At 64.8% G+C, this 25,248-nt stretch carries 20 protein-coding genes and 2 tRNA genes; 4 read left to right on the top strand and 18 right to left on the bottom strand.

Going from position 1 to position 25,248, the window contains the following annotated elements; genetic code table 11:
• Window positions 1-17: 17 nt before the first annotated feature.
• Window positions 18-677, bottom strand: a complete 660-nt coding sequence (locus tag JQ507_16805; GenBank protein QRI73006.1) for a dihydrofolate reductase — start codon at window positions 675-677, stop codon at window positions 18-20.
• A gap of 263 nt (window positions 678-940) precedes the next feature.
• Here JQ507_16805 and JQ507_16810 point away from each other — a divergent pair, with 263 nt between their 5' ends.
• Window positions 941-1,339 (top strand): BA14K family protein, encoded by a 399-nt coding sequence (locus JQ507_16810; GenBank protein ID QRI73007.1) that lies wholly within the window; start codon window positions 941-943, stop codon window positions 1,337-1,339.
• 258 nt (window positions 1,340-1,597) lie between these two features.
• On the opposite strand, the gene JQ507_16815 is transcribed toward JQ507_16810, so the two are convergent.
• The 4 genes from JQ507_16815 to lipA form a co-directional block, all read right to left on the bottom strand.
• Window positions 1,598-1,972, bottom strand: a complete 375-nt coding sequence (locus JQ507_16815) for a winged helix-turn-helix transcriptional regulator (GenBank protein QRI73008.1) — start codon at window positions 1,970-1,972, stop codon at window positions 1,598-1,600.
• A gap of 1,109 nt (window positions 1,973-3,081) precedes the next feature.
• On the bottom strand, window positions 3,082-3,549 hold the full coding sequence (locus JQ507_16820; protein ID QRI73009.1) for a type II toxin-antitoxin system RatA family toxin: 468 nt from the start codon (window positions 3,547-3,549) through the stop codon (window positions 3,082-3,084).
• On the bottom strand, window positions 3,549-4,088 hold the full coding sequence (locus tag JQ507_16825) for a DNA topology modulation protein (GenBank protein QRI73010.1): 540 nt from the start codon (window positions 4,086-4,088) through the stop codon (window positions 3,549-3,551). The genes JQ507_16820 and JQ507_16825 overlap by 1 nt, the downstream gene beginning before the upstream one ends.
• A 60-nt stretch (window positions 4,089-4,148) precedes the next feature.
• Entirely contained in the window at window positions 4,149-5,108 is a 960-nt protein-coding gene (gene lipA / locus JQ507_16830) for a lipoyl synthase (GenBank protein QRI73011.1), read from the bottom strand.
• Between the two features lie 132 nt (window positions 5,109-5,240).
• Here lipA and JQ507_16835 point away from each other — a divergent pair, with 132 nt between their 5' ends.
• Window positions 5,241-5,846, top strand: a complete 606-nt coding sequence (locus JQ507_16835) for a DNA-3-methyladenine glycosylase (protein QRI73012.1) — start codon at window positions 5,241-5,243, stop codon at window positions 5,844-5,846.
• A 28-nt stretch (window positions 5,847-5,874) separates the two neighbouring features.
• On the opposite strand, the gene JQ507_16840 is transcribed toward JQ507_16835, so the two are convergent.
• The 7 genes from JQ507_16840 to JQ507_16870 form a co-directional block, all read right to left on the bottom strand.
• Entirely contained in the window at window positions 5,875-8,742 is a 2,868-nt protein-coding gene (locus JQ507_16840; protein QRI73013.1) for a valine--tRNA ligase, read from the bottom strand.
• 148 nt (window positions 8,743-8,890) lie between these two features.
• The gene (locus JQ507_16845; protein ID QRI73014.1) at window positions 8,891-9,637 is read right to left on the bottom strand and encodes a DUF2497 domain-containing protein; all 747 of its coding nucleotides are present in this window, start codon (window positions 9,635-9,637) and stop codon (window positions 8,891-8,893) included.
• Between the two features lie 336 nt (window positions 9,638-9,973).
• Window positions 9,974-11,356, bottom strand: a complete 1,383-nt coding sequence (locus tag JQ507_16850) for a TolC family outer membrane protein (GenBank protein QRI73015.1) — start codon at window positions 11,354-11,356, stop codon at window positions 9,974-9,976.
• 214 nt (window positions 11,357-11,570) lie between these two features.
• Complete coding sequence (locus JQ507_16855; GenBank protein QRI73016.1) at window positions 11,571-12,236, bottom strand: protein-L-isoaspartate O-methyltransferase; 666 nt, start codon at window positions 12,234-12,236, stop codon at window positions 11,571-11,573.
• A 120-nt stretch (window positions 12,237-12,356) separates the two neighbouring features.
• Window positions 12,357-12,536: a hypothetical protein gene (locus JQ507_16860; GenBank protein ID QRI73017.1), complete on the bottom strand. Its 180-nt coding sequence runs from the start codon at window positions 12,534-12,536 to the stop codon at window positions 12,357-12,359.
• Between the two features lie 136 nt (window positions 12,537-12,672).
• Window positions 12,673-12,747, bottom strand: a tRNA-Asn gene (locus JQ507_16865).
• Window positions 12,748-13,098: 351 nt separating this feature from the next.
• Entirely contained in the window at window positions 13,099-13,584 is a 486-nt protein-coding gene (locus tag JQ507_16870) for a DUF1772 domain-containing protein (protein QRI73018.1), read from the bottom strand.
• Between the two features lie 141 nt (window positions 13,585-13,725).
• Between JQ507_16870 and JQ507_16875 the strand changes: the two genes are divergently transcribed.
• The gene (locus JQ507_16875; protein ID QRI73019.1) at window positions 13,726-14,349 is read left to right on the top strand and encodes a TetR family transcriptional regulator; all 624 of its coding nucleotides are present in this window, start codon (window positions 13,726-13,728) and stop codon (window positions 14,347-14,349) included.
• Window positions 14,350-14,611: 262 nt separating this feature from the next.
• The gene (locus JQ507_16880; GenBank protein QRI73020.1) at window positions 14,612-14,794 is read left to right on the top strand and encodes a hypothetical protein; all 183 of its coding nucleotides are present in this window, start codon (window positions 14,612-14,614) and stop codon (window positions 14,792-14,794) included.
• Between the two features lie 43 nt (window positions 14,795-14,837).
• On the opposite strand, the gene JQ507_16885 is transcribed toward JQ507_16880, so the two are convergent.
• From JQ507_16885 to JQ507_16910, 6 genes are all read right to left on the bottom strand, one after another.
• Window positions 14,838-14,911: transfer RNA gene (locus JQ507_16885), tRNA-Cys, on the bottom strand.
• Between the two features lie 55 nt (window positions 14,912-14,966).
• Window positions 14,967-15,692 (bottom strand): DTW domain-containing protein, encoded by a 726-nt coding sequence (locus JQ507_16890; GenBank protein ID QRI73021.1) that lies wholly within the window; start codon window positions 15,690-15,692, stop codon window positions 14,967-14,969.
• A 34-nt stretch (window positions 15,693-15,726) separates the two neighbouring features.
• Complete coding sequence (locus JQ507_16895) at window positions 15,727-18,831, bottom strand: efflux RND transporter permease subunit (protein ID QRI73022.1); 3,105 nt, start codon at window positions 18,829-18,831, stop codon at window positions 15,727-15,729.
• Window positions 18,828-21,956: an efflux RND transporter permease subunit gene (locus tag JQ507_16900; protein QRI73023.1), complete on the bottom strand. Its 3,129-nt coding sequence runs from the start codon at window positions 21,954-21,956 to the stop codon at window positions 18,828-18,830. The genes JQ507_16895 and JQ507_16900 overlap by 4 nt, the downstream gene beginning before the upstream one ends.
• Window positions 21,957-22,004: 48 nt before the next feature.
• Window positions 22,005-23,432, bottom strand: a complete 1,428-nt coding sequence (locus JQ507_16905; protein ID QRI73024.1) for an efflux RND transporter periplasmic adaptor subunit — start codon at window positions 23,430-23,432, stop codon at window positions 22,005-22,007.
• Entirely contained in the window at window positions 23,422-24,891 is a 1,470-nt protein-coding gene (locus JQ507_16910; GenBank protein QRI73381.1) for an efflux transporter outer membrane subunit, read from the bottom strand. Before JQ507_16910 ends, JQ507_16905 begins: the two co-directional genes overlap by 11 nt.
• Window positions 24,892-25,248 lie beyond the last annotated feature (357 nt).

Here is a 25,248-nt window from a genome sequence, read left to right on the forward strand (position 1 = left end):
GCTGACCCGCTCTTGATTCACATCAGGTTCTTGCGACGCTCGAGCTCCGCCTCAGTTGGCGTATCGAATTCGAACGAGCCGGTCTTCACCTCGCCGTCTGGAACGTATTTGGCGTGGATGACGCCGGACGGCATGACCTGCGAAGACACCAGCTTCAGATTGCCTGGCTGGCCGCTGTCGGCGAACAGGCGCTTGCCCTTGCCGAGGATGAGCGGCGCGATGAAGAGATTGAGCTCATCGACGAGGCCGGCGGCCAGCAATGTCTTGAGAAAATCACTCGATCCCTGGGTGAGGAGATTCGGTCCGTCGGACTGCTTCAACTTCTTCAAAGCGCCGACGGCGTCGGCCCCAAGCGTCTCGCTGTTCTGCCAGCTCAGCTTGCGGGTGGCGTCGCGGGTGGCGACATATTTCGTGATGCGATCGAACAGCGGGCCGATCGGATCGCTCTTGTCGACATAGGGCCAGTGCGCGGCAAAGATGTCGTAGGTCTTGCGGCCAAGCAGCAGATCGAACGGACTGGCGAACATCTCGCCGATGACCTCGCCGGTCTTCTCGTCGAACAGCGGCGCGAACCAGCCGCCGAAGCTGAAGCCGCCGATCGGATCTTCCTGCGGGCCGCCGGGGGACTGCATGACGCCGTCCAGGCTGATGAAGGCGCCAACAACAATCTTTCTCACTTCGAGCTCCCTGGGTGATTATCATCGAGATGACCCAAGGACGACGTGGACGGGGAGAATCCGACACTCTGCGCGAAATTCTTCGCAAGACTTCCGGCAGTGTCGTCCCATCGCGCGAATCCTGGTCACGTCAGGTCGGGCATGGGCCGGTCGTGTCAATTGCGACTTAGTGACACCATCTCAAGTGGAACCCTGACGTCGCTTCGCAGTTTCTTCCGTTCCAACATGCGGTGTTTCAACCGCAATCCCACAACAAGGAGAAAATGATGAAGTTGGGAACTTTGGTCGTGGCCGCAATTGCCGCGGGCGCCATGACGCTGACCACGATTGCACCCTCAGCTGCCGCGCCGCTCGCGCCCGCGCATTTGCAGGGCCAGCCCAGCTCCGTCGCGCACGTGCAGTACCGCCACTGGCACGGCGGCCCGCGTCACGGTTACCACGGTGGCTATCGCGGCGGCTACTACGGCCACCGTCATCACGGCCGCGGCAATGCCGGCGCGGTGATCGGCGGGCTTGCGGCCGGCGCGATCATCGGCGGCGCGATCGCGGCGAGCCAGGCGAAGGCCAACAACGACGCCTATTGCTCCCGGCGTTTCCGCTCCTACGATCCCGCATCCGGCACCTACATCGCCTCCGGCGGCGTGCGCCGTTCCTGCCCGTAAGTCGGCGCGCGGAACGATTTCCGATCCGCAACAGTCGGTCACGAGTTGACCAGCCTAATCAAAATCGACGGCCCAAGGCCGTCAACATGAAACTGGTTCAGGTCGACCGCCGGCTTGACCTGAACCTTCGGTACAGCGGCGCACGTTTGCAGGTCGCGGTCAGGATCGGCATGAAACAATCCTCATGCCGCCAACGCTCTGGAACCTCGCCGCGTCGGTGCGTAGCTGTCGCGAGCATCCGGGCTCCGTCAGCAATTCTCAGCGCGCCATGCGAGCGCGGGATTGAGCGGGGCGCGTGCTGCTTGCAGCTCCGGCAGATCCGTTTCGGATCTGAAGCTCATGCCTGATCCATTCCAGGTGATCCTGAATCGCAGCTTCGTTCCGCTTGCAGTAAGACCATTTGTGGTGCCGTCGAACCGCGATGAACCCTGCGCGCTTGAGAATCTCAAGATGCCGGCTTGCGGTGGGTTGCGTAATCGCAAGGGCCTCCGCGATCAGCGTCATGCAAACCCCAACTTCGACGGGATCGGCCGACCGTTGATGGCCGAAGTGCCTCCGAGGCCTGGCCAAGAGCCTCAATATCAGCATCCTGGCTTCGCTGGCCAGCGCTCTGATCTGTGCGGATCGTTCCATGCGCCGATCATATTGTCATTTAGCCAAATGACAATATGATCGCGCGCTGCGATGCAGGAAGTCGTTGGGCACGTTGATGACTGATGGATCCGCCGACGAGCCAGGAGACCTGGATGATGCGGCGCCCGCTCGGATTTCAGGTCGGGCGCCGGATCGCGCTGCAACGACGATGCGGCCCGGACACCACGCCTCGCTGAGCGTCGTGGCCCCAATGCTGTTTCTGGTCATGTGGAGCAGCGGTGCAATTTTCGTAAAGCTTGGCCTCATGAGTTCGTCCGTTTGGACGTTCCTTGCCGTTCGCTCCATCGGCGCGACGCTTGTGCTCTCGGTCGTCCTGCTCGTGGCGTTTCGATCCGACTTTCGCGCCGCCCTGGCCCTGCCTGGTCGAACCGTCCTTTGGGCGATCTCGGTCGGCCTGTTGCTACAGGCGGGCTACCAAGGCGCCTATTTCCTGGCTATCGCCCACGGACTGTCACCCAGCACCCTCACGATCATACTGGGTGCTCAGCCTCTGCTCACCCCCTGGATCGCACGAGAAAGGGTGCCGTGGCGGGGCATGGTGCTCTTGCTGGCCGCATTCTTGGGACTGGTATTGGCCGTCGTCGGCACACGCGCGGTAGGCGACGGTTCCGTTTCGGGTGTCGGGTTCGGGGTGATTGCGCTTCTGGCCATCACCGTTGGGACCGCATTGCAGAAGCAAATCGGCGTCGCCGTCGCGCGCTCGATCGTTTGGCAATATATCGGCTCGGCGCTCGTCTTCGGAACAGTCGTGGCGGTGACCGGTTGGCGAGCCACGCTGGATGTCGGCTTCCTGATCTCCGCCGCATGGATGATACTCGTCGTGTCAGTTGGCGCGAACGTACTGCTCCTCTATCTGCTGTCACGACATCAGGCGTCGAAAATCGGCGTCGTATTCTATTTTGTACCGATCGTCACCATGATCGGAGAGCACTACATCTATGGCACGCCGCAAAGTGCGGAAACGGTGATCGGAGCTGCGATCCTCGTGCTGTCCTCGTTGGCCTTTGCCAGGCTCGACCGGTACTGCCGCATCGGAGCACCCGCTGATCGACGCGGACGCATTGCGGCGCGTTTCGCAACGAGAGCGCTTACGTTGACAGCTGCGGCTTGCCGTAAATCTGGTCGGCCCGCTTCTCGAAAGCAAGCGCAAAGCGTCCGAATGCGGCGTCGAACATCGAGCCCATCAGCATCGCCAGCATCCGACTCCTGAATTCGTAGTCCAGGAAGAAGCCGACATCGCATTCGGTCTCCGACTTCGGCTCGAAGCTCCAGCGGTTCTCCAGATTGCTGAACGGGCCGCGCAGATATTCGACCAGGATCTTCAAGTTGGGCCGATCGAGCGTCACCTTGCTGGTGAAGGTTTCCCGCACCAGCTTGAAGGAGACCGTCATGTCGGCGACCACGATTTCGGTGCCGTCGTCCTTGGGCGTCCGCTGACGGATCTTGAGCGCCTGGCACAACGGCACGAATTCCGGATAGCGCTCGACGTCGGCGACCAGATCGAACATTTGAGGTGCGGTGTGGCGGACCCGCCGCTTGCTGGAGAATCGTGGCATCAGTGGATACTCGCACGGTTTTGCTGGCGTGCGAGGCTCTTCAGGTAATCGTCCGCCTGGGTCCGGGCTGTGAAGCAGACCAGCGATTGATCGGGGCGCAGGCCCTCGAAATATTCGACCAGCTTCGGCCGCTGCTGCTCGCGATAGGTCCAGACGTAGCGGAAGAACTCGAGATCAATCTTCTCCGGGCAACCAGCCGCCATCTCGGGGCGAACCTGACCGTAGCTCCCGGCAATGCGCCCCAGGATCCCAAGCATGCAGGTCGACCGCGGCAGGTCGAACCAGATGATCGTATCGGAGAGCTCCCGGCGCAGTTCACCTGCACCATTCCTGGTGTAGTTGCCGTCCATGATCCAGCGCGGCTCGCGCGCGACTTCGATCATGCGACGCTCGAAGTCGTCCTTGTCGGACTCGACCCAGCCCGGCTTCCAGAACAGCGCGTCGATCGACACGGTCGGGATACCCGTCAGAGCGGACAGCCGCCGGGCAAAAGTCGACTTGCCGGACCCGGACGATCCCATCACCAGAACGCGCTGCATTGGTCCAGTCCAAGGTTCGGTCGAGCACGGGCTGGCACCGGCTCACCGAGGTAAAAAGTACTAGCGGCCACGAGCCGTGCGTGCCGCCTGCAGTTTCGCAAAATCCTCGCCGGCATGATGCGACGAGCGTGTCAGCGGGCTCGCCGACACCATCAGAAAGCCCTTGGTATAGGCCACGCGCTCGTAGCCCGCGAATTCGTCCGGGGTCACGTAGCGCATCACGGCGTGATGCTTGCGCGTCGGCTGCAGATACTGGCCGATGGTCAGGAAATCGACCTCGGCCGAGCGCAGATCGTCCATCACCTGGAGCACCTCATGCCGCTCCTCGCCGAGACCGACCATGATGCCCGACTTGGTGAAGATGGTCGGGTCCATCTCCTTGACCCGCTGCAACAGCCGGATCGAATGGAAATAGCGCGCGCCGGGACGGACCGTCAGATAGCGCGATGGCACGGTTTCCAGATTGTGGTTGAAGACGTCGGGCTTGGCCGCGACCACGCGCTCCAGCGCACCGTCCTTGCGCAGGAAGTCCGGCGTCAGGATCTCGATCGTGGTGGTCGGGCAGCGCGCACGGATGGCGCGGATGACTTGCGCGAAATGCTCCGCGCCGCCGTCAGCGAGATCGTCGCGATCGACCGAGGTGATGACGACGTGGGCCAATCCCAGCTTGGACACCGCCTCGGCGACGTGTTCGGGCTCATTGGCGTCGAGCGCGCCCGGCATGCCGGTCTTGACGTTGCAGAATGCGCAAGCGCGGGTGCAGGTGTCACCCATGATCATGAAGGTGGCGTGCTTCTTGTCCCAGCACTCACCGATATTGGGGCAGCCCGCCTCCTCGCACACCGTGACGAGGCCGTTCTCCTTCACGATCTTGCGCGTATCCGCATAGCCGCGCGTGTTCGGCGCGCGAACCCGGATCCAGTCCGGCTTCGGCGGCGATACGGCATCCGGCCGGTTCACCTTTTCGGGGTGGCGCGGGCGGAGCTGGGTGGTGGAGATGGTGTCGACAATGGTGACCATAGGTGCCTGCAAGTCGCGAGAAACCATAGCTAATCGGTGTTGACGCGGCTCGCAACCCGCACCGCGACCCTAGCAGATCAGCCCAGATATTGGCAGTGTTGCGGTCCGTTCCACGCCGATTCCCACCTCAAAATGGCTCAAAAACCCCGCTCGACCCGTGCGACCGTGCCGCGCCTCGGCAAGGCGCTGAAACGCTCCTTCTTCGATCGCAGCGTCCTTGAGGTCGCGCCCGACCTGATCGGCGCGACCTTCCTGGTCGGCGGGGTCGGCGGCATCATCACCGAGGTCGAGGCCTACCATCACACCGAGCCGGCGGCGCACTCGTTCAACGGACCGACCCCGCGCAACCAGGTGATGTTCGGCCCGCCGGGCTTCTCCTATGTCTACCGTTCCTACGGCATCCATTGGTGCGTCAATTTCGTCTGCGAGGAAGCTGGCTCGGCCAGCGCCGTGCTGATCCGCGCGATCGAGCCGACCCATGGGCTCGCCGCGATGCGCCGGCGGCGCGGGCTGGAGGACGAACGCGCGCTATGCTCGGGGCCGGGCAAGCTGTGCGAAGCGATGGGCATCACCATCGCCCATAGCGAGCTGCCGCTGGACCGTCCGCCGATCGCGCTCCACGCCCGGCTGGAGACGCCCGACATCGTCACCGGGATCCGGATCGGCATCACCAAGGCCGTCGAGCTGCCCTGGCGCTACGGGCTGAAGGGATCGAAGTTCCTCAGCAAGCGGTTTTGAACGCCAAGGCGTCTACTCAAGGCGTCCGCTACGACGCCTTCTTCAGCCGCTCGATCGCCTCGAGGATCTTCGCCCGGCGTTCCTGCGCTGCCGCGCGCTTTTCCTTCTCTTCCTCGACGAGCTCTTCCGGCGCGTTGGCGACGAACTTCTCGTTGGAGAGTTTTGCGTCGACGCGCTTGATGTCGGCGTCGGCCTTGCCGAGCTCCTTCTCGAGCCGCGCCCGTTCGGCGGCAAGATCGATCACGCCCTTCAGCGGCAATGCGACGACTTCACCGCGGACCAGCAGCTGCATCGCGCCTTCCGGCGCGGCGTCCGCGAACGAGATCTCCGACAACCGAGCGAGCCGCTTGATGGTGTCGTTCCAGCGCCGCGCACGGTCCCGCGTTTCATCCGAGTTGGTCACGATCACCAGCGGCGTCAGCGTCGATGGCGGAATGTTCATCTCCGCTTTCACCGAACGCATCGTGGTGACGAGATCGACCACCCAGCCGATCTCAGCTTCGGCCGCGGGATCGCTGAACTCGTCGGCGTCGAGCGCGGCAATGACCGGAGGGATGATCGGGTCGACGACTGGACCGGCGGTCGCGATCGCCGCCAGTTGCTCGCCGGTCACGCCCGATTTGCGCGGCCAAGACGCCAGCACCAGGAGGCCGTCGCGCTTCGCGGTCACGGCCCACAGCTCTTCGGTGATGAAGGGCATGAACGGATGCAGCAGCTTGAGGATCTCGTCGCGCGTCCAGGCGATCATGGCGCGGGTCTCGGCCTTGGCCGCGCCCTCCTCGCCCATCAGCACCGGCTTTGCGAGTTCGAGATACCAGTCGCAGAACACGTTCCAGACGAACCGGTAGATCGCGGCTGCCGCATCGTTGAAACGATGATCCTCGATCGTCTCGGTCACCTCACGGGTGACGCGCGAGGTCTCGTGCGCGATCCAGCGGTTCAAGGTTTCCTTCGCGTTCTTCGGATCGAACCCGTCCGGCTTCACGCACTCGTTCATCTCGGCGAAGCGGCAGGCGTTCCAGAACTTGGTCGCGAAATTGCGGTTGGTCTCGACCAGATGCGGCGACAGGCGGATGTCGTGGCCCTGTGCCGCCTCACGGGTCAGCGCGAAGCGCAGCGCGTCGGCGCCGTATTCGTCGATCACGCCGAGTGGATCGATGACGTTGCCCTTCGACTTCGACATCTTGGCGCCCTTCTCGTCGCGGACGAGACGGTGGATGTAGACGGTCGAGAACGGCGCCTGCTTCATGAAATGCAGACCCATCATCATCATCCGGGCGACCCAGAAGAAGATGATGTCGAAGCCCGTGACCAGCGTGTTGGTCGGGTAGTAGCGCGCAACCTCCGGCACATCGTCCGGCCATCCCAAGGTCGAGAACGGCCACAGCGCCGACGAGAACCAGGTGTCGAGCACGTCCTCGTCACGCGTGATGAAGCCCTCGCGCTTGGCGGGGTCCGTGGCCATGTCGTGGCCCTGCTCCGGCGTAATGACCTCCTGCTCGACGTAATAGCCGAGCGCGTTGCCGACAGCCTCTTCCTCGGTCTCGGCGACGAACACCTTGCCGTCGGGGCCGTACCACGCCGGGATCTGATGGCCCCACCAGAGCTGGCGCGAGATGCACCAGGGCTGGATGTTCTCCATCCACTCGAAATAGGTCTTTTCCCAATTCTTCGGCACGAAGGTGGTTTCGCCCGAGCGCACCGCGGCCATCGCCGGCTGCGCCAGCGTCTTGGCGTCGACATACCACTGGTCGGTCAGATACGGCTCGATCACGACGCCGGAGCGGTCACCATGCGGCACCATGTGAGTGTTGGGCTCGATCCGCTCCAGGAAGCCGAACTCCTCCAGCCTCGCGACGATCTTCTTGCGCGCGGCGAAGCGCTCGATCTTGTCGAACTCGGCGGCGAACTCGTCGGCGCCAACAGGCAGGCCGCGCAGATAGTCCTCGTTGCCGACAAGGCTGAGGCAGCCTTCCTGGTCGAGCACGCTGATCTGTGGCAGGCCGTGGCGCTTGCCGATCTCGAAGTCGTTGAAGTCGTGCGCCGGCGTCACCTTGACCGCGCCCGAGCCCTTCTCCGGATCGGAATAATCGTCGGCGACGATCGGAATCTTGCGGCCGACCAGCGGCAGGATGACATGCTTGCCGACCAGGTCCGTGTAGCGCTCATCGTCCGGATGCACCGCGACCGCGGTGTCGCCGAGCATCGTCTCGGGGCGCGTCGTCGCGACCACGATGAACGATTTCGGATCGTCGGGGTTGAAGCTGCGGCCTTCGATCGGATAGCGCAGGTACCAGAGATGGCCCTTGACCTCGACCTGCTGCACCTCGAGATCGGAGATCGCGGTGAGCAGCTTCGGGTCCCAATTGACGAGGCGCTTGTCCTTGTAGATCAGGCCCTCGCGGTGCAGTTCGACGAATACCTTGACGACGGCGCGCGACAGCCCTTCGTCCATGGTGAAGCGCTCGCGCGACCAGTCGCAGGATGCGCCGAGGCGCTTGAGCTGGTTGACGATGGTGCCGCCGCTCTCGGCCTTCCACTGCCAGACCCGCTCAAGGAATTTGGCGCGGCCCATGTCGCGCCGTCCCGGCTCCTGCCGTTCCATCAGCTGGCGCTCGACCACCATCTGGGTGGCGATGCCGGCATGATCGGTGCCGGGCTGCCACAGCACGTCGCGGCCACGCATCCGCTCGAAACGGCACAGGATGTCCTGCAGCGTGTTGTTGAGCGCGTGGCCCATGTGCAGCGAACCGGTCACATTCGGCGGCGGGATCACGATGGTGAAGGGCGCGGCGTCCTTGCGCTCGGGCCTGCCGGCCTTGAACGCCCCGCTCTCCTCCCAGATCCGGGCCATGCGGTGCTCGATATCGGCGGGCTGGTAGTTTTTCTCGATCATGACAATGCGCTGTGGACCATGGGGAAAGGTTAGAAAGCCGCCGGAGCGCACCAAGTCAACCGGACCGGCGCGTCAAAACGGCGTTTTGGGCGATTTGGGCATTTGGGGGCTGAAATGAGGGCTGCCAGGCCCTCGCAGCCGCGCGGAGCTACCGCCCGCGGGAGACCCGTTCGATCTCGGCCTTGACGATCCGCTCGACCAGACCCGGCAGATTGTCGTCCAGCCAGGACTTCAGCATTGGCCGCAGCATCTCCTTGACCAGATCCTCCAGCGTCCGAGCATTGTTGCTCAGCACCGTGTTGGCCAGCGAGTTGAAGGCGGATTCGACCGCCCGCATCGTGGTTCCCGAGATGATCTGCTGCATCGGCGCCGGTTCGATCGCCGGTGGTTCTCGAACGGGTTGTTGGGCTGGTGCCCGGCCACGGGCTTCCGTGAACTCGACGTCGTCCTCCGGCTCGACCTTGCGGAACGACGGCGCCGGAGCCGGCTCCGGCAGCGCCATGTCGTCGGTGAGCTCGAACACATCAGCTTCGGATTGGGCTTCGGGCTGCGGCGACGGCCTGATCTCGGCCGCGGGCGTCGCCTCGTCGAGGCTGGCCAGAAGCGAATCGATATCGTCCTGGCTGTTGCTGGCGGCCGCTGCCGGTGCGGGCGGCGGTGCTTTCGGCGCGGGCGCTGCGGCCTTTGCGGCCGGAGGCGCTACGGGTGGCGGGCTCTTCATCGCGGGCTTGGCTGCCGGAGGTGGCGCGGGCTCAGCCTTCGGAGGCGGTGGTGCAGCGGCAGCCGCCGGCTTCTCGGTCGCGCCCGGCTTCGCCTCGTCGTCGGCAATGATGCGACGGATCGACGCCAGGATCTCCTCCATCGAGGGCTCTTGGACCTTCGCAGGTTGCGTCATCTCCGACTCCACATCGAAACTATTTTACATCAAGCCCGAGAGGATTCGCCGGTTCCGATGATGCGGGCGGAGATTTTCATTGCTCCCGCCCGACTTGTCCCCAGATCACGCCCACCCGAGGCCATTCTGCAAGCTTCGTGTCGCCCAATGCAGCGTGATCACAGGTGGCGTCGCACCTGTCATCACGCTACGCCGGCTCGCCGCGAATCGCCTTGCTGCCCGACAAAACGGTATGTCAGGCCAAATATCGATTGCAAGCAAACGCGCCCGTTCGTGGTCCTGATTAACTCAGAACCACAAACATGGCGCGACAAGCGATGATGAAAGCGAAGGTGTTTAGCGGCCGTCGGGCGTGCGGACGCCGGCCCAGTTGTCGCGAACCTGCTGGTAGTGCACGCTCGGATCATAGACGTTGGTCGCAAGGCCCATGACCTGCGGCGACAGGCGGCCGATCGCGTTCAGCACATTGTAGGATGCGACGACGCGGTCATGCTGCGCGGTGACGAGCGCGTTGCGCGCGTTGACAAGCGCCTGCTGCGCATTGAGCACGTCGAGCGTGGTGCGCTGGCCGGCCTTGGCTTCCTCGCGAACGCCGTTCAAGGCGATTTCGGACGCGGTCACCTGCGCTTGCGCCGACGAAACCTGCGATTTGCCGGCGACCAGCTGGCCCCAGGCGGTGACGACGTTGGCGCGCGCCTGATCCCTGGTCTGGTCCAGCACCAGACGCTGCTGGGCCAGCGATTCCTTGGACTGCCGGATCAGCGAGTATTCCGTGCCGCCCTGATAGATCGGCAGCGACAGCTGAACACCGACCGACGCATTGAACAGGCGATACACAGTCAACTGCGTCTCGTAGCCTTGGCTGACCGTTGCCTGCAGCGCAACCGACGGCAGCAGCGCACCTTCGGCAACCTTGGTCTGCAGGAAACTGACGTCGACGCCGTACATCGCAGCGGTGACATTCGGGTTCTGGGTCAGGCTGAGCTCGACAGCGGCGGAGAGCGTCGGCGGAAGGAACCGGTCGACCGGCGAGCCGGGCGCCACATTCTGCGGCTCGACGCCGATGATGCGGCGGTAGTTCGACCGCGTCGTCGTCAGGTTCGATTCCACGGTGAGCTGCTGGCTTCTGCCCGCCGCGAGCTGGGCCTCGGATTGCGCGACGTCGGTGCGCGTCACTTCGCCAACGTTGAAGCGGTCCTGGGTCTGCTTCAGCGTCTGTTCCAGCACGCGCGTATTGCTGCGCTGAACCTCGACGATCGCCGCGTCGCGGAGATAGTCCATATAGATCGTCGCCGCGCTCAGGAGCACGCTCTGCTCCAGCACCCGCAAACCTTCGCGTGCCGACGACACCTGGCTTTCAGCCTGGCGCACCTTCGGCGCATTCTGCGCGTTGAACAACGACTGGTTGGCGGTGATGCCGACGGTGCGCTGCCGGCTCACGCCGGACACCGCCGGGGTTCCCGCCGTCAATTTCTCATCGGTGTATTGTCCGCCGGCGGTTGCGGTCAGCGAGACCTTCGGACGGTAACCCGAGAGTGCCTGCGGAACGTTTTCGTCAATCGACCGCACCTGGGCGCGTTGTGCGTTCAGCTGGGGATTGTTCTGGTAGGACCGCACCAGCGCGGACTCGATAGTTTCGGCGAGTGCGGGCACGGGGCCCATCTCCGCCAACAGAAGGACGGCAGTCGCAGCCGCGGTGATAGCCTTCACCCCTCGCATCCCCGGTAATCCAATCATTGTAGTCGCCGTCTCCACACGCAAGTCAGTTCCGGCGGTCGCTTCAGACGAAGTGAGTCCCGCCTCACCTTAGTCCGCAGCTAAGGGCAACGGAACCACCCCGCAACGGAACATGGTGGAAACTCTTCACATGGGGCAAACGGGCCACACTTCTGATTCAGAACGGGATTTTATCAGCTGGCGCAGCGCGGTAGGGTCAGAAGACGAACGCGGGAAGCCGCTCCAGTCCCGGCAGCACGGGGGCTGTGGCGTCGAACAGCTCGCGATGTCCGAAATCCCCGTGGGAGTGGGTCACGAGGGTGGCGCGCGGCGGCGGCGTCAGGCCGAACACCCCGACCAGCCGGCCCCCCTCCTTGAGCTGTCCAAACAGCCCGGTCGGGACGATCTCGGTCGCACCATTGAGGACGATGACGTCATAGGGCGCGCCCGCGGCATCGCCGTCGGCGGCAGCCGCGGTCTTGACGGTCGCATTCTGGATCCCGAGCTGGGCGAAGGCTGCGGTCGCCTTGGCGGCGAGCGCCGGATCACTTTCGGTGGCACGGACCTCCGCGGCAAAGCGCGCCACGATTGCGGCGGCATAGCCGGTTGCGCAGCCGACGACCAGGACGCGGTCGGAGGCCTTGATCTCGGCGGCCTGCAGCATCCTGGCGAGCAGCGCCGGCGTGATCAGGCAGCGGCTCACCGCGCCGCCCTCGGTCACGTCGAGATCGAGGTCGAGGTAGGCAAGCGCCTGCTTGCTGGCCGGCACGAACACCTCGCGCGGCACGCTCAGCATGGCTTCGAGAATACGATCATCGGTCACGTCGCTCGGACGCACCTGACCATCGACCATGTACTGGCGCGCGGTCGAAAAACCGGTCATTGGCGGGACCCTGCAAGTCGCGGCATTGCCGCTGGAGAAGCTAGAACAGGGCCATCTTTTGGAACAAGCTCCGCCAAAACGCAACACGCCGTTGGCGTGCGGAACCGGTGGCGCGGGGCGCTATTCGATCGTGACGGCAAGCCGGCTGATCAGGCGGGCCACCTCATCGAGATGCTCGGAATCATGTTGCTCGACGGCCTGCGCGAGCCGGCGGACACACTCATCGTCGCTGATCTCGGGCGCATCATTCGGAACGAGCGTCGGCTGCGGCATCGACAGGTCGATCAGATTAATCGGCATCAGAATCACCTCTCAAGACCCGGCAACACGCAGTGTCGACGGCTATTGAGTCGATTTGACGACGATTTTGGTCTGCATGTTGCGGACCACGCGCTTGTGAGTGTCGATGGCGGGACGTGGATGGGGCCAGCAAAGCTGGCTCCCCGGGCTGGATTCGAACCAGCGACCATTCGATTAACAGTCGAATGCTCTACCGCTGAGCTACCGAGGAATAGGCGAACAAATTGTTCGCGAGCGGGCAGCGTATAACAAAGCCTTTCGGGCTTGCAAAGAACCAAATAGGGGCTCCGGCGAAACTTTAGCGCGGGACGGTAAACCACTGCGTTGCAAGGGTTTGCCGGCGTCCCGGGCGCAATGCAGGGCTGTTCCGGCCGTCGAGCCATCGCCGTAGCGGCGCCCGCACATCCCGCCGGCGCGGCCATTCCGCGGCGCCTGTGATTCTGGGACGAGGTGCCAGCCGCCCGCCCCGATGTCATTCCGCAATGAACGACGTGGTCTTGGTGCCGGGATCGTAGCGCAGCCTCAGCACGTTGAGACTGCGGAGGCTGATGCGAAGCGCCGGTCAGCGCGCAGCGATGGCTACGATGAACATCGCGGTCGCCGCCAGCGAGGTGACGGTCCGAACGTGGTTCCAGAAGGTCCAGTCGATCAGATAGCGCGCCCAGACCGGCGCAGCCGCGGCGCTCGCGGGATCGGTGGCCGCAAGCTGGTCGTTCAGCGGCACGTTGAAGACCATGGTGACGATGAACATCCCAAGCACATAGAGGACGCCGCCGCAAATCATCGCAATGGCGCCCGGCTCCTGCCATCGCAGCCCGCCGAGCACGACCAGCACGGCGCAGGACAGCGTGGTGCCGATAAAGACCGGCATGAACGGCGAGCGCAGGATATAGACACTGATCGCGTTCATCGCCGAGATGCCGGCGGCCTGATCGATCCGGCCGAGCGCGGTCATGATGAACGCCGAGAACGCGAAATAGAGCCCGGCGATCTGGCCGCAGCCGAGCGCGGAAAACCACAGCAAGCCCGAGGTCAGGACATTGCGCATCGATTCACCTCCAAATACGAGAAATCCTCGTGTTTGTCAAAAGCGATAAACTCTCGTATTTGAGGCGTCAACCGATTTCGAAGGAGAGCGATGGTGGCCAGACGAAAGGCTGCGCCGGGGGCAACAGAAGGGGCCACGCCGGTGCTGGACGCTCCCCTGCCCGGGCTGGCGCGGCTTGCCCCGGCGCAGCAGCGTAGCCGCGAGCGCTTCGAGCGCATCCTCGCCTGCGCGACCGAGATCATGGCGGAAAAGGGCAGCGAGGCATTCCGCATGAGCGACATCGTCGAACGCAGCGGCGTCGCATTCGGCTCGCTCTATCAATATTTCCCGGACAAGGCCGCGATCATCGGCACGCTGGCGGAACGGCATAACGCGGTCGGACGCGAGTGCGTCAGGCGCGACCTGGCCGCAGTCGCGGCCGCGCGCGACCTGCATCCGGCGCTTTGCCGGATCGTCGACAGCTACTACGAGATGTTCATGCGCGAGCCTGTCATGCGCGACATCTGGCAGGCGACGCAGGCCGATCGCGCGCTGCAGAAGCTCGATGCGGACGACATGGCCGTGCTTGCCGGCCTGTTGTCCGACGCGATCAGGCGGATCGCGCCCGGCATGCCGGCCGCCACCCTCGCCACCTTCTCAGGACTGACGATGACGCTGATCGCAGCCGCCGTGCGCCACGCGATCACGCTGCCGCCGAAGAAGGCGCGGCAGGCGCTGGCGCAATTCAAGGCCATGCTGCCGCACGACCTCGCCGAGTTGACCTGACACCATTGTCACGTCTCGCTAAAATTCCTGCGATATTTGTCTGCTATGAATATCGCCGGGAATTCCGGGAAGAGTTTTTCGTAAGATGTGATTTGTCCCACACGAGGTGCGGCGGTGCCGACCTAGGTTCCCGAAGGAGCTCATCAGTCATTTATTTACCAAAGCGGACGCCATCGTTCTTTTCATAAAATTCGAACGAATCGTTCAATCCGGACCGAAGACAGTTTTGCGACCATGGCGCTCTCGAACCTCGGAGAGCGCGATGAGCGAAGTCGAATTTGATCTGCTGCTAGACGCCGTGCGAACCGCGATCGCGCCTATTGCTCAGGAGGATATTGTGGCCCAGCCCTCGCCCCGCATTCAGCCACCGCCGCCCGCCGCCAATGACAACCAGGCGCCGTGGCCGCTGATTCCGTTTCCTGAAGGCTGGTACGCCGCGAGCTAAGGCGGCTTCTCGTTTGTCGGCTGCAAGCCATTGATGAGATGAGTGGAGGCCACGACCAGAATTGAACTGGTGTACACGGTTTTGCAGACCGTTGCGTAACCACTCCGCCACGTGGCCCCTTGCGGCGCACTTCATATACGCCCTCCGCCCGATAGGCAACCAAGCCGCAGAACTAGCGCCGGCGCTTTCGATAATCCTTCTTCTTCGGTTTTGGCGCCAATTCGGGCATTTTGGCCTGGACTTCGCGGAATCGCGCCAGCATCCGTTCGAAACTGTCCGTTAACGTTGCAGCGATATCGGGCCGCTTCTGCAGTCCGGCCAGCAGGATTGCGGCCGCCTCGATGGTGGACAGACCGTCGCGGCGCGGTTCCCGGCGCAGCTTGCCGTAAAGCGAGGGCCGTTTCGGCCCGAGAATCACCCGCTGGCACTTCAGCATCCAGGCATTGCGCCACCACAGCGCCTTGGCCTGGCTCCAGGTGCCGTCGAGCAGCACGATGCCCTCGATGTCGGACAGGATCGCGCGCTGATGCGGCTCGAGCTCGCCCTTGCGGTTGATCGCGACGATCTCCGCTTCGGTATCGAGATCCTCGACCTTGGCCGAGCCGAGATAGAGCACCGCCCAGCGCGACGGATCCGGTACCGGCCGGCCGAGCGCCTTGGCCAGGCTCGGCCACGACAGCCCGATCCGCACCACGGCGTTCTCGAAATGCCGCGCCAACAGCCGCGCGGTGCCGAGCGCCCTGTCCTGCTCCTGCGGATGGATCAGGATCAGCAGCTGGATGCGGCTTTCGATCGGCGTGACGCTGTCGCAGATGCACAGCGGCAGCGGCTTGCCGCAATCCGGGCAATCCTCGATCTCGGCGGTGACGTCGGGTTTGACTTCGGTCGGTTCGGACATGCTTCGCTATACGCTCACGACGGCACAATTCAAACTATTCCGCCGGCGCGTGCACACCTGATGGCTCGCGACGCCGGCGCAGCCTGTCGATCAACAGGTAGATCACCGGCGTGGTGTAGAGCGTCAGGATCTGCGACACGAACAGGCCGCCGATGATGGTGATCCCGAGCGGCCGCCGCAGCTCGGTGCCCGGGCCGGTCGCAATGACCAGCGGAATGCCGGCGAACAGCGCCGCCATCGTCGTCATCAGGATCGGGCGGAAGCGCGCCCGGCAGGCCTCGAAGATCGCATCCCGCGACGACAGGCCCTGATGCCGTTCGGCCTCGAGCGCGAAGTCGACCATCATGATGCCGTTCTTCTTGACGATGCCGATCAACAGGATGATCCCAACGAAGGCGATCACGGTCAGCGGCGTATTGGTCACCTGCAGCGCCAGCAAGGCGCCGAGGCCGGCTGACGGCAAGGTCGAGATGATCGTGATCGGATGCGCCAGGCTCTCATAGAGCACGCCGAGCACGATATACATCGCGACCAGCGCGCCGAGGATCAGGAGCGGCTGCCGACCGCTGGTCTTGTTGAAGTCGCCGGCATTGCCGTCGAAGCTGCCGCGAATGCCTTCCGGCATATGCAGCTCGTTGACCGCCTGCTGGATGTTGGTGGTCGCGACCTCCAGCGGGACGTCCGGCAGTAGATTGAACGACACCGTGGTCGAGGGGACGCCGCCGGAGTGAAACACCGCGAGCGCCGACAATCCCTTCTGGTAGTGCACGAGTGCCGACAGCGGCACCTGCACATCATTGGCCCCGGCGACATAGATACGCTCGAGATTCGACGGATCACTCTGGAATCTCGGGTCGATCTCGAGCACCACGACGTACTGGTTGCGTTGGGTGTAGATGTACGAGATCTGCCGCTGCGAGAACGCGTTGTTGAGCGCGTTGTCGATATCCTGCACCCGGACGCCGAGGCTGGAGGCCATCCTGCGGTCGATCGCGAGGTTGAGCTGCAGGCCGCCGGGATCGCGGTCGGCCGAGACGTCCGTGATGCCCTCCACGGTCTCCATGCGCTTGGCGATGAGCGGCGCCCATTTCTGCAACAGGTCGAGATCGGTCGAGGCGAGCGTGTACTGGTAGTCGGAATCGCTCTGCCGGCCGCCGGTGCGGATGTCCTGCGCCGCGAACATGAACAGGCGGATGCCGGGCACCATGAACAGGTTGCGGCGCAGCCGGTCGATCACCTGGGCGGTCGACATGCCTGCCCGCTCCTCCGGCGGCTTCAGGCTGATGAACATGGTGCCGCGGTTGGAGGTGGCGCCGCCCGGGCCGCCGCCGGAGCCGACCGACGAGCCGATGCCGGCAACCGCGGGGTCGGCCATCACGATGTCGGCGAGCCGCTGCTGCAGGGCGAGCATCGACTGGAACGAGATGTCCGCCGACGCCCGCGTCGAGCCGATCACGAAGCCGCTGTCGTCGGTCGGGAAATAGCCCTTCGGCGTCTTGACATAGAGCGTCACGGTGAGCGCGACGGTGGCGAAGAACACCACCAGGGTCAGGAAGGGATAGCCGAGCACGATCCGCAGGGTCGACGCATAGAATGCCACCACCCGCGACAGCGTGCCCTCGATGGCCCGGTCGTACCAGGTGGCGTGATCCGAAGTCGTCTCCTTGATGTAGTGCGCGCAGATCATCGGCGTGATCGTCACCGACACCAGCGTCGACACGATGATGGCAAAGGTCAAGGTCAGCGAGAATTCGCGGAGCAGCCGGCCGACGATCCCGTCCATGAAGATCAGCGGCGTGAAGGCAGCGATCAAGGACAGCGAGATCGACAGCACCGTGAAGCCGATCTGCTTGGCGCCTTCGACCGCGGCCGGATATGGAGCCATGCCCTGCTCGAGATTGCGGTACATGTTCTCGATCATCACGATGGCGTCGTCGACCACGAAGCCGACGGAGATCGCGAGCGCCATCAGCGACAGATTGTCGATCGAGAAGCCGGCCAGCCACATCCCGGCACAGGTGCCGGCCAGCGCCAGCGGCACCGACACGCCGGCCGCGATCGTCGGCACCACGCGGCGCAGGAACACGAACACCACGACCATCACGAGAATGGCGGTCGCCAGCAGCGTGAACTGCATGTCCTCGACGCTGGCTCGGATCGTTCCGGTACGATCGACCAGGGTCGAGATATCGACACCGGCCGGGATCCACTGCTTCAATTCCGGCAGCAGCCTGCGAACGTTGTCGACGGTGTCGATGACGTTGGCATCACCCTGCTTGGTGATCTGGATCAGCACCGCCGGCTGCTTGTTGAACCAGGCAATCGAGCGCGAGTTGCGGACGGAATCCTCGACCTCGGCGACGTCCGAGAGGCGGACGAAATTGCCGTTCGAGCTCTTGATGACGATGTCGCGGAACTCGGCCGCGGTGCGCATCTGCTTGTTGATCGACAGCGTCTCGCTCTGGCGGTCACCGTTGAAGATGCCGACGGGGCCGAGCGGATTGGCATTGATGATCGCAAGCCGGACGTCGTCGGTCGCGATCCCGGCATTGGCCAGCGACACCGGATTGAGCGCGATGCGCACCGCCGGCTGGTCGGCGCCGCTGACGGTGACCTCGCCAACCCCGGGCACCTGCGAGATGCGCTGCGCCAGCACGGTGTCGGCGACATCGTACATCGCGCTGGTCGAGATCGTCTTCGAGGTCAACGCCAGCACGAACACCGGCGCCGCGGCCGGATTGGCCTTGCGGAACTTGGGCAGCGACGGCAGGTCGCTGGGCAGATCGGCGAGCGAGGCATTGATCGCGGCCTGCACGTCGCGTGCCGCGCGGTCGATGTCGCGGCCGATCGAGAACTGCACCTGGATGCTGGTGGTGCCGAGCGAGCTCGTCGAGGTGATCTGGTCGACACCAGAAATGGTGCCGAGCTTGCGCTCCAGCGGAGCGGCGACGGTCGCGGCCATGACAGAGGGATCGGCGCCGGGACGCGACGCCGAGACCCGGATGGTCGGGAAATCGACGTTCGGAACCGACGACACCGGCAGAAACTCGTAGGCGACGATCCCGACCAGGAACAGCCCGATCGCCAGCAGCGTGGTGCCCACCGGCCGGCGAATGAAGGGCTCCGAGATCGAGATCACTGCATGCCCTCGGTGGTGCCCGCGATCGGCGGGCCGCTGGGACCTGGCTCCGGCACGGTCCGCTCGATCCGCCGGTTGAGTCGGTCGAGCGCGAGATAGATCACCGGCGTGGTGTAGAGCGTCAGCAACTGGCTCAGCAGCAGGCCGCCGATGATCGAGATGCCGAGCGGGAAGCGTAGCTCGGCGCCGGTGCCGCTTTCAATCGCGAGCGGCAGCGCGCCGAACAGCGCCGCCAGCGTCGTCATCATGATCGGCCGGAAGCGCAGCAGACAGGCCTGCACGATCGCGTCATAGGACGACATGCCCTGATGCCGCTCGGCCTCCAGCGCGAAGTCGATCATCATGATCGCGTTCTTCTTGACGATGCCCATCAGCAGGATGATGCCGATCAGGCCGATCACCGAGAGGTCCTGCCCGCACAGCATCAAGGCGAGGATGGCGCCGACGCCGGCCGAGGGCAGCGTCGACAGGATGGTGATCGGGTGGATGTAGCTCTCGTAGAGCACGCCGAGCACGATGTAGATCGTGATGATCGCGGCCAGGATCAGCCAGGGCTGTCCGGCCAGCGAGCGCGCGAATTCGGCGGCGTCGCCGGAATAGATGCCGACGATGCTGCCGGGCATCCCGATCCTGGCCTCGATCGCCTTCACCGCCTCGACCGCGTCGCCGAGCGCTTCGCCGGGCGCCAGGTTGAAGCTGAGCGAGACCGACGGAAACTGGGCCTGATGCGAGATCGCGAGCGGCGCCGTGGTGCGGACCAGGGTTGCCACCGCCGACAGCGGCACCTGCGCGCCGTTGGCGCCGGGCAGATAGAGCTTGTCGAGAATCGACGGGTCGCGCTGGTACATCGGCAGCGCCTCGAGCACGACGCGGTACTGGTTGGCCTGGCCGTAGATCGTCGAGATCTGGCGCTGCGCGAAGGCGTCGTTCAGCGTATCCGTGACACCCTGGAGACTGACGCCAAGCTGGCCGGCGCGCTGGCGGTTGATGTCGAGCGCCGCGCGCAAGCCGCCCTCCTGCGCCTCCGACGAGACGTCGCGGAAGATCGGGTCGCGCCGCATTTCGGCGACAAGTTTCCGCGCCCATTGCGAGACCTCGGCGGCATCGGTCGCGGTCAGCGTGTACTGGTATTGCGAACGGCTCGACTGGGTCGAGATCTGCACGTCCTGCACCGGCTGGAAGTAGACCGTCATGCCGGGGACCATCGATATCTTCTGCTTGAGCCGCTCGATCACGTTAGCGACGCCATCGCGCCGCTGATCGAGCGGCTTCAGCGTCATCACCAGGCGGCCGACATTGGTGGTCGGATTGACCGAGCCGGAGCCGATCACCGAGACCACGCCGACGACGTCGGGGTCGGCCTTGATGATGTCGGAGACTGCGCTCTGGCGCCGCTGCATCTCGTCGAACGAAACGTCCGGTCCTGCCTCGGTCACCGCCGTGATCGAGGAAGTGTCCTGCAGCGGCAGAAACCCCTTCGGCGCCAGCACATACATGATCAGCGTCAGCGCGATGGTCGCGAACGTCACCAGCAGCGTCGCGCGCTGGCGCTGCAGCACCCAGAGCAGCGTGCGATGATAGAATTCCACCATGCGGTCGATGAAGCGGCTGACCGCGGCCAGGCCCGGGACCGCCATCTCCTCATGGATGTTCTTGAGCAGCCGCGAGCACATCATCGGCGTCAGTGTCAGCGAGACGATCGCCGAGGTCACCACCGCGATCGTCAAGGTCAGCGCGAACTCGCGGAACATGCGGCCGACCAGACCGGACATGAACAGCAGCGGGATGAACACGGCGATCAGCGACACCGTCAGCGAGATCACGGTGAAGCCGATCTCGCTGGCACCCTTCAGCGAGGCTTCCATGACCGTCTCGCCGTCTTCCATGTGGCGGACGATGTTCTCGATCATCACGATCGCATCGTCGACCACGAAACCGGTGCCGATGGTCAACGCCATCAGGGACAGATTGTCGAGGCTGAAGCCCGCGAAATACATGATGCCGAAGCTCGTGATCAGCGACAGCGGCAGTGCGACGCCGGCGATCAGGGTCGCGCGCAGCGACCGCAGGAACAACAACACCACCAGCGTCACCAGCACGACGCTCAGGACCAGCGTGAACTGCACGTCGCGGACCGAGGCGCGGATCGTCACGGTGCGGTCGGAGACGACGGTCAGCTTGACGCCGGCCGGCACCGCGCGTTGCAGCCGTGGGATTTCGTCGCGGATCTGCTTGACGACGTCGATCACGTTGGCACCCGGCTGGCGCTGGATGTCGATGATGACGGCCGGCGTGCCCTGGTACCAGCCGCCGGTGCGGTCGTTCTCCAGCCCGTCGACGATCTGCGCGACGTCGCCGATCGTGACCGGCGAGCCGTTCCGATAGGCGATGATGATCGGCCGGTAGGCATCGGCCGCGGCAATCTGGTCGTTGGCGGCGATGGTGTAGGATTGCTGGGCGCCGTCGAGCGAGCCCTTCGGCCCCGACACGTTGGCGCCGGCGATCGCGTTGCGCAGATCCTCCATCGCGATGCCGTAGGCCGCAAGCCGCGCGAGGTCGGCCTGCACGCGCACCGCCGGCTTCAGGCCGCCGAGGATCGAAACCCGGCCGACGCCTGAAATCTGGCTCAAGCGTTGCCCGAGGATGGTATCGGCGAGATCGCTCATCGCCCGCAGCGAGATGGTGTCCGAGGTCAGCGCGAGGGTCATGACCGGCGCGTCCGCCGGGTTCACCTTGGCGTAGACCGGTGGATACGGCAGCGACTTGGGCAGGATGCCGGCGGCGGCGTTGATCGCGGCCTGCACGTCCTGGGTGGCGCCGTCGATGTCGCGGTTGAGGTCGAACTGCAGCGAGATCTGGCTGACGCCGAACGAGCTTGTCGAGTTCATCGACGACAGCGACGGGATCTGCCCGAGCTGCCGCTCCAGCGGCGCCGTGATCAGCGAGGCGACCACGTCGGGACTCGCGCCGGGCAGCTGGGTCGACACCTGGACCGTCGGGAAATCGACCTGCGGCAGCGCCGAGACCGGCAGCGCCCAATAGCCGAGCGCGCCGCCGATCATCAGGGCGATGCCGAGCAGCGAGGTGGCGATCGGCCGGCGGATGAACGGTTCGGAGACGCTCATGGTTGCGTTCTCGCTGCAAGGTCAGACATTACGAGGTCAGGATATCGCTCATGGCTGCGCTTTCGGCGAGCCGCCCGGCTGTTCGCCCCCTGCCGCCGGCGCCGGCCCGGCCTGCCCCTTCTGATCGCCTTCGCCGGGCTCGCGCCGGCCGTGCGGCTCGCCGTTCTTGCCCTGCCCGTCCGGCTTGCCGTCCTTGCTCTGGCTTCCACTCTTGCCGTCGGGACTGCGGCTGCGCTTGCGCGGCGCGAGATCGGCGGCGGGCGGCCCGTCGTCCTTGCCGACAATGACCTTGGAGCCATCGGCGAGGTTGGCAAAGCCCGTCGTTACGACGCGGTCCGAGGTGGTCAGGCCGCTGGCGATGACGGCTTCATGCTCGTTCTGCTGTGTGACCGTGACCGGCTTGGCGGAGACGACGTTGTCCGCGCCGATCACATAGCTGAAGGTGCCCGCGGGACCGCGCTGCACGGCCGAAGTCGGCACCACGATCGCCTGCGGCAGGATCTCAACCTTGAGCCGCACATTGACGAACTGCCCGGGCCAGAGCTGGTAGCTGGCATTCGGGAGCTCGGCCTTCAGCTTCAGCGTACCGGTGGTCGGATCGACCTGATTGTCGATGCCGGTCAGCTTGCCGGTGTCGATCACGGTGACGCCGTCATTGCCGAACACGTCGACGGCCAGCTGGCCCTTCGCGGCCGCGGCGTTGACGCGCATGATCTGCTGCTGCGGCAGGCTGAACCACACCGCGATCGGCTGTAGCTGGGTCAGGATCACGAGCCCGGTGGTGTCGGAGGCGTGAATGATATTGCCCTGGTCGACCTGGCGCAGGCCGGCGCGGCCGGAAATCGGTGCGACGATCTTGGTGTAGCCGAGCGTGGTGCGCGCATTGTCGATCTGGGCCTGGTCGGCCTTGATGATGGCCTCCTGCTGCGCGACCAGCGCACGCTGCGTATCGGCCTGCTGCTTGGAGCCCGCGTTGGTGGCAGCGAGTTGCTCGTAGCGGGCAAGGTCGATTTTCTGATTGGCGAGCAGCGCCTCGTCCTTGGCCTTCGTGGCCACCGCCTGATCGTACTGCGCCTGATAGATCGCGGGATCGATCTCGCCCAGCACGTCGTCCTTCTTGACGTCCTGGCCCTCGAGGAAATTGACCTTGAGCAGCTTGCCGTCGACCTGCGAGCGCACGGTGACGGTGTTGAGCGCCTTCACCGAGCCGACGCCGTCGAGATAGACCGGTACGTCCTGCACATGCGGGGTGGCCGCAAGCACCGGCACCGGCAGATCGGGCCGCGCGCCCGCGCCGCGCCCGCCGGCTCCATTCGACTTGGGCTGGAAGGCGAGCCAGCCGAGATAGCTGAGGCCGGCCAGGATCACGAGCGTGATGAGCAGCGACACCATGCGCCCCAGCAGGCGCGAGATCAGGCTCCGCTTGCGCGGCGCGGTGCTTTTCTCGTCATCCGCAGAGTCGGGCTTAAAGAGCATCGACCGGTCTTTCCATCTTCGGTTCCCAGCCGCCCCCCAAGGCCTGATAGAGGCTCACGATCGCCAAGAGCCGGGCAAGTTGGGCCTGGGAATAAGCGTCTTCCGCCTGGAACAGGGTCAGCTGCGTGTTTAGCACAGTTACGATGTCGGCAGTGCCGGCCTTGAGCTGCTGCTCGGCGAGGTCGAAGGCGCGCCGCGACGACGACAGCACGTCGCGCTGCAGTTGTAGCCGCCGCGACGTTTCGCGGATCGCGACCAGCGCGTTGTCGACATCGGTGAACGACTGGACCACCGTCTTGCGATAGGTCTGCAGCAGCTCGTCCTGCTTCGCCTTCGCGTTCTCGAAATTGCCGAGGATGCGGCCGCCGTCGAAGATCGGCTGGGTCATACCGCCGACCAGATTGAAGAAGGCGGCATGCGGCTGGAACAGCGAGACCAGCGCCTGGCTCTGGTAACCGCCCGTCCCGGTCAGCTGGATACTTGGGAAGAACTGCGCCCGCGCGCTGCCGACATTGGCGGTGGCGGATGCCAATTGCGCCTCCTGGCGGCGGATGTCGGGACGCTGGGTCAGCAATTCGGACGGCAGGCCCGGCGTGACGCGGGGGACGGCAACCGCGTTGAGCGAGCCGCCGGCGACGCGCACGCTTTCGGGCGGCCGCGACACCAGCACCGCGAGCGCATTGACGTTCTGGTCGAGCGTCTGCCGAAGCGGCGGCACCAGCGCGCGCTGGTTGGCGACCACGCTCTCCTGTTGCGCGACGTCGAGATCGGAGCCGGTGCCGGCCTTGAAGCGGTCCCGGATCGCATTGAGGATGCGCTCGGCGCTGGCGATGTTGCGCTGCGCGGTGCGGAGCCGGTCCTGGGTGGCGAGCACAGTGAAATAGGCATTGGCTACGCTCGTCAGCGTGGTCAGCGCCACCACCTCGCGATCGAACCGGTTGGCGACCGCAGTCTCCTCCGCCGCCTGCGCGGCGTCGCGATTCTGGCCCCAGAAGTCGAGCTGGTAGCTGGCGCTGAGCGAGGCGTTGTAGTTCACCACTTCGCGCCCGCCATTGGTGAGACCGCTCGCGCTGGAGCCTGAGGTGCGGGAATAGGTCTCCGATCCGTTGAGATTGACGGTTGGCAGCAGCGCCGCGCTGGCCTGCCGCGCCAGCGCATCGGCCTGGCGGAAGCGGGCGACCGCCGCGGCGATATCGAGGTTGACGGTCTGCGCCTCCTCCATCAGCTGGGTCAGCTCGCTGGATCGGAAGCCGCGCCACCAGTCGAGCGTCGGAAGCGCATCGCCGGGCCGGCCGAGCCGCGCGGCCTTGTAACCCTGCGGCACGTCGAGCGCAGGATCGGGGATGTCCTGGGTCAGGATACAGCCGGCCGAGCCCGCGACCAGGCCGAGCGCGACGATCGAGCGTCCGGCCAGCCGTCCCAGGCGGCCGGCGAGGCCGAACCGGCCTCCAGGCACCATCACGGATGCGGGCTGGGTCACACCCGCTCTCCGCCGGAGCCAGACCTTGCCCGTGGCGCACGAGCGACGCGTTCAGCGGTGGTCTGGGTGACGTACACGGGCTAATGCTTTCAATGGAACCTGACTGTCCTATCCTACCCTTGGGACGATGGAGCGGACAGCCCCGTCACGGGCGCACGGCGTCGCATCGCAAGCGATTCGAGGCCAGCCTGATTGCGGGCTTTCCCCTATTTTTAAGGCATTTCCGCGCGTTTCAGGCCGGTGCCGGAAGTCATATTCTAACAAAGATTTCATGGGGATTTCTCGGCCCTGTTGCGCCGAAACCGCAGCGTCCAGCGCCCTGCCCGGCGCCCCGAT

Origin of the sequence: Bradyrhizobium sp. PSBB068 (genome assembly GCA_016839165.1) — a bacterium.
In the GTDB taxonomy this organism is placed as follows: Bacteria; Pseudomonadota; Alphaproteobacteria; order Rhizobiales; family Xanthobacteraceae; genus Bradyrhizobium.

Coding starts and splice junctions, on each gene's coding strand:
- JQ507_16910 (QRI73381.1), bottom strand. CDS start 24,891: ATGGTGCCTGGAGGCCGGTTCGGCCTCGCCGGCCGCCTGGGACGGCTG.
- JQ507_16815 (QRI73008.1), bottom strand. CDS start 1,972: ATGGAACGATCCGCACAGATCAGAGCGCTGGCCAGCGAAGCCAGGATG.
- JQ507_16855 (QRI73016.1), bottom strand. CDS start 12,236: ATGACCGGTTTTTCGACCGCGCGCCAGTACATGGTCGATGGTCAGGTG.
- JQ507_16810 (QRI73007.1), top strand. CDS start 941: ATGATGAAGTTGGGAACTTTGGTCGTGGCCGCAATTGCCGCGGGCGCC.
- JQ507_16835 (QRI73012.1), top strand. CDS start 5,241: ATGGCTCAAAAACCCCGCTCGACCCGTGCGACCGTGCCGCGCCTCGGC.
- JQ507_16900 (QRI73023.1), bottom strand. CDS start 21,956: ATGAGCGTCTCCGAACCGTTCATCCGCCGGCCGATCGCCACCTCGCTG.
- JQ507_16850 (QRI73015.1), bottom strand. CDS start 11,356: ATGCGAGGGGTGAAGGCTATCACCGCGGCTGCGACTGCCGTCCTTCTG.
- JQ507_16905 (QRI73024.1), bottom strand. CDS start 23,432: ATGCTCTTTAAGCCCGACTCTGCGGATGACGAGAAAAGCACCGCGCCG.
- JQ507_16890 (QRI73021.1), bottom strand. CDS start 15,692: ATGTCCGAACCGACCGAAGTCAAACCCGACGTCACCGCCGAGATCGAG.
- JQ507_16845 (QRI73014.1), bottom strand. CDS start 9,637: ATGACGCAACCTGCGAAGGTCCAAGAGCCCTCGATGGAGGAGATCCTG.
- lipA (QRI73011.1), bottom strand. CDS start 5,108: ATGGTCACCATTGTCGACACCATCTCCACCACCCAGCTCCGCCCGCGC.
- JQ507_16860 (QRI73017.1), bottom strand. CDS start 12,536: ATGCCGATTAATCTGATCGACCTGTCGATGCCGCAGCCGACGCTCGTT.
- JQ507_16820 (QRI73009.1), bottom strand. CDS start 3,549: ATGCCACGATTCTCCAGCAAGCGGCGGGTCCGCCACACCGCACCTCAA.
- JQ507_16870 (QRI73018.1), bottom strand. CDS start 13,584: ATGCGCAATGTCCTGACCTCGGGCTTGCTGTGGTTTTCCGCGCTCGGC.
- JQ507_16825 (QRI73010.1), bottom strand. CDS start 4,088: ATGCAGCGCGTTCTGGTGATGGGATCGTCCGGGTCCGGCAAGTCGACT.
- JQ507_16880 (QRI73020.1), top strand. CDS start 14,612: ATGAGCGAAGTCGAATTTGATCTGCTGCTAGACGCCGTGCGAACCGCG.
- JQ507_16840 (QRI73013.1), bottom strand. CDS start 8,742: ATGATCGAGAAAAACTACCAGCCCGCCGATATCGAGCACCGCATGGCC.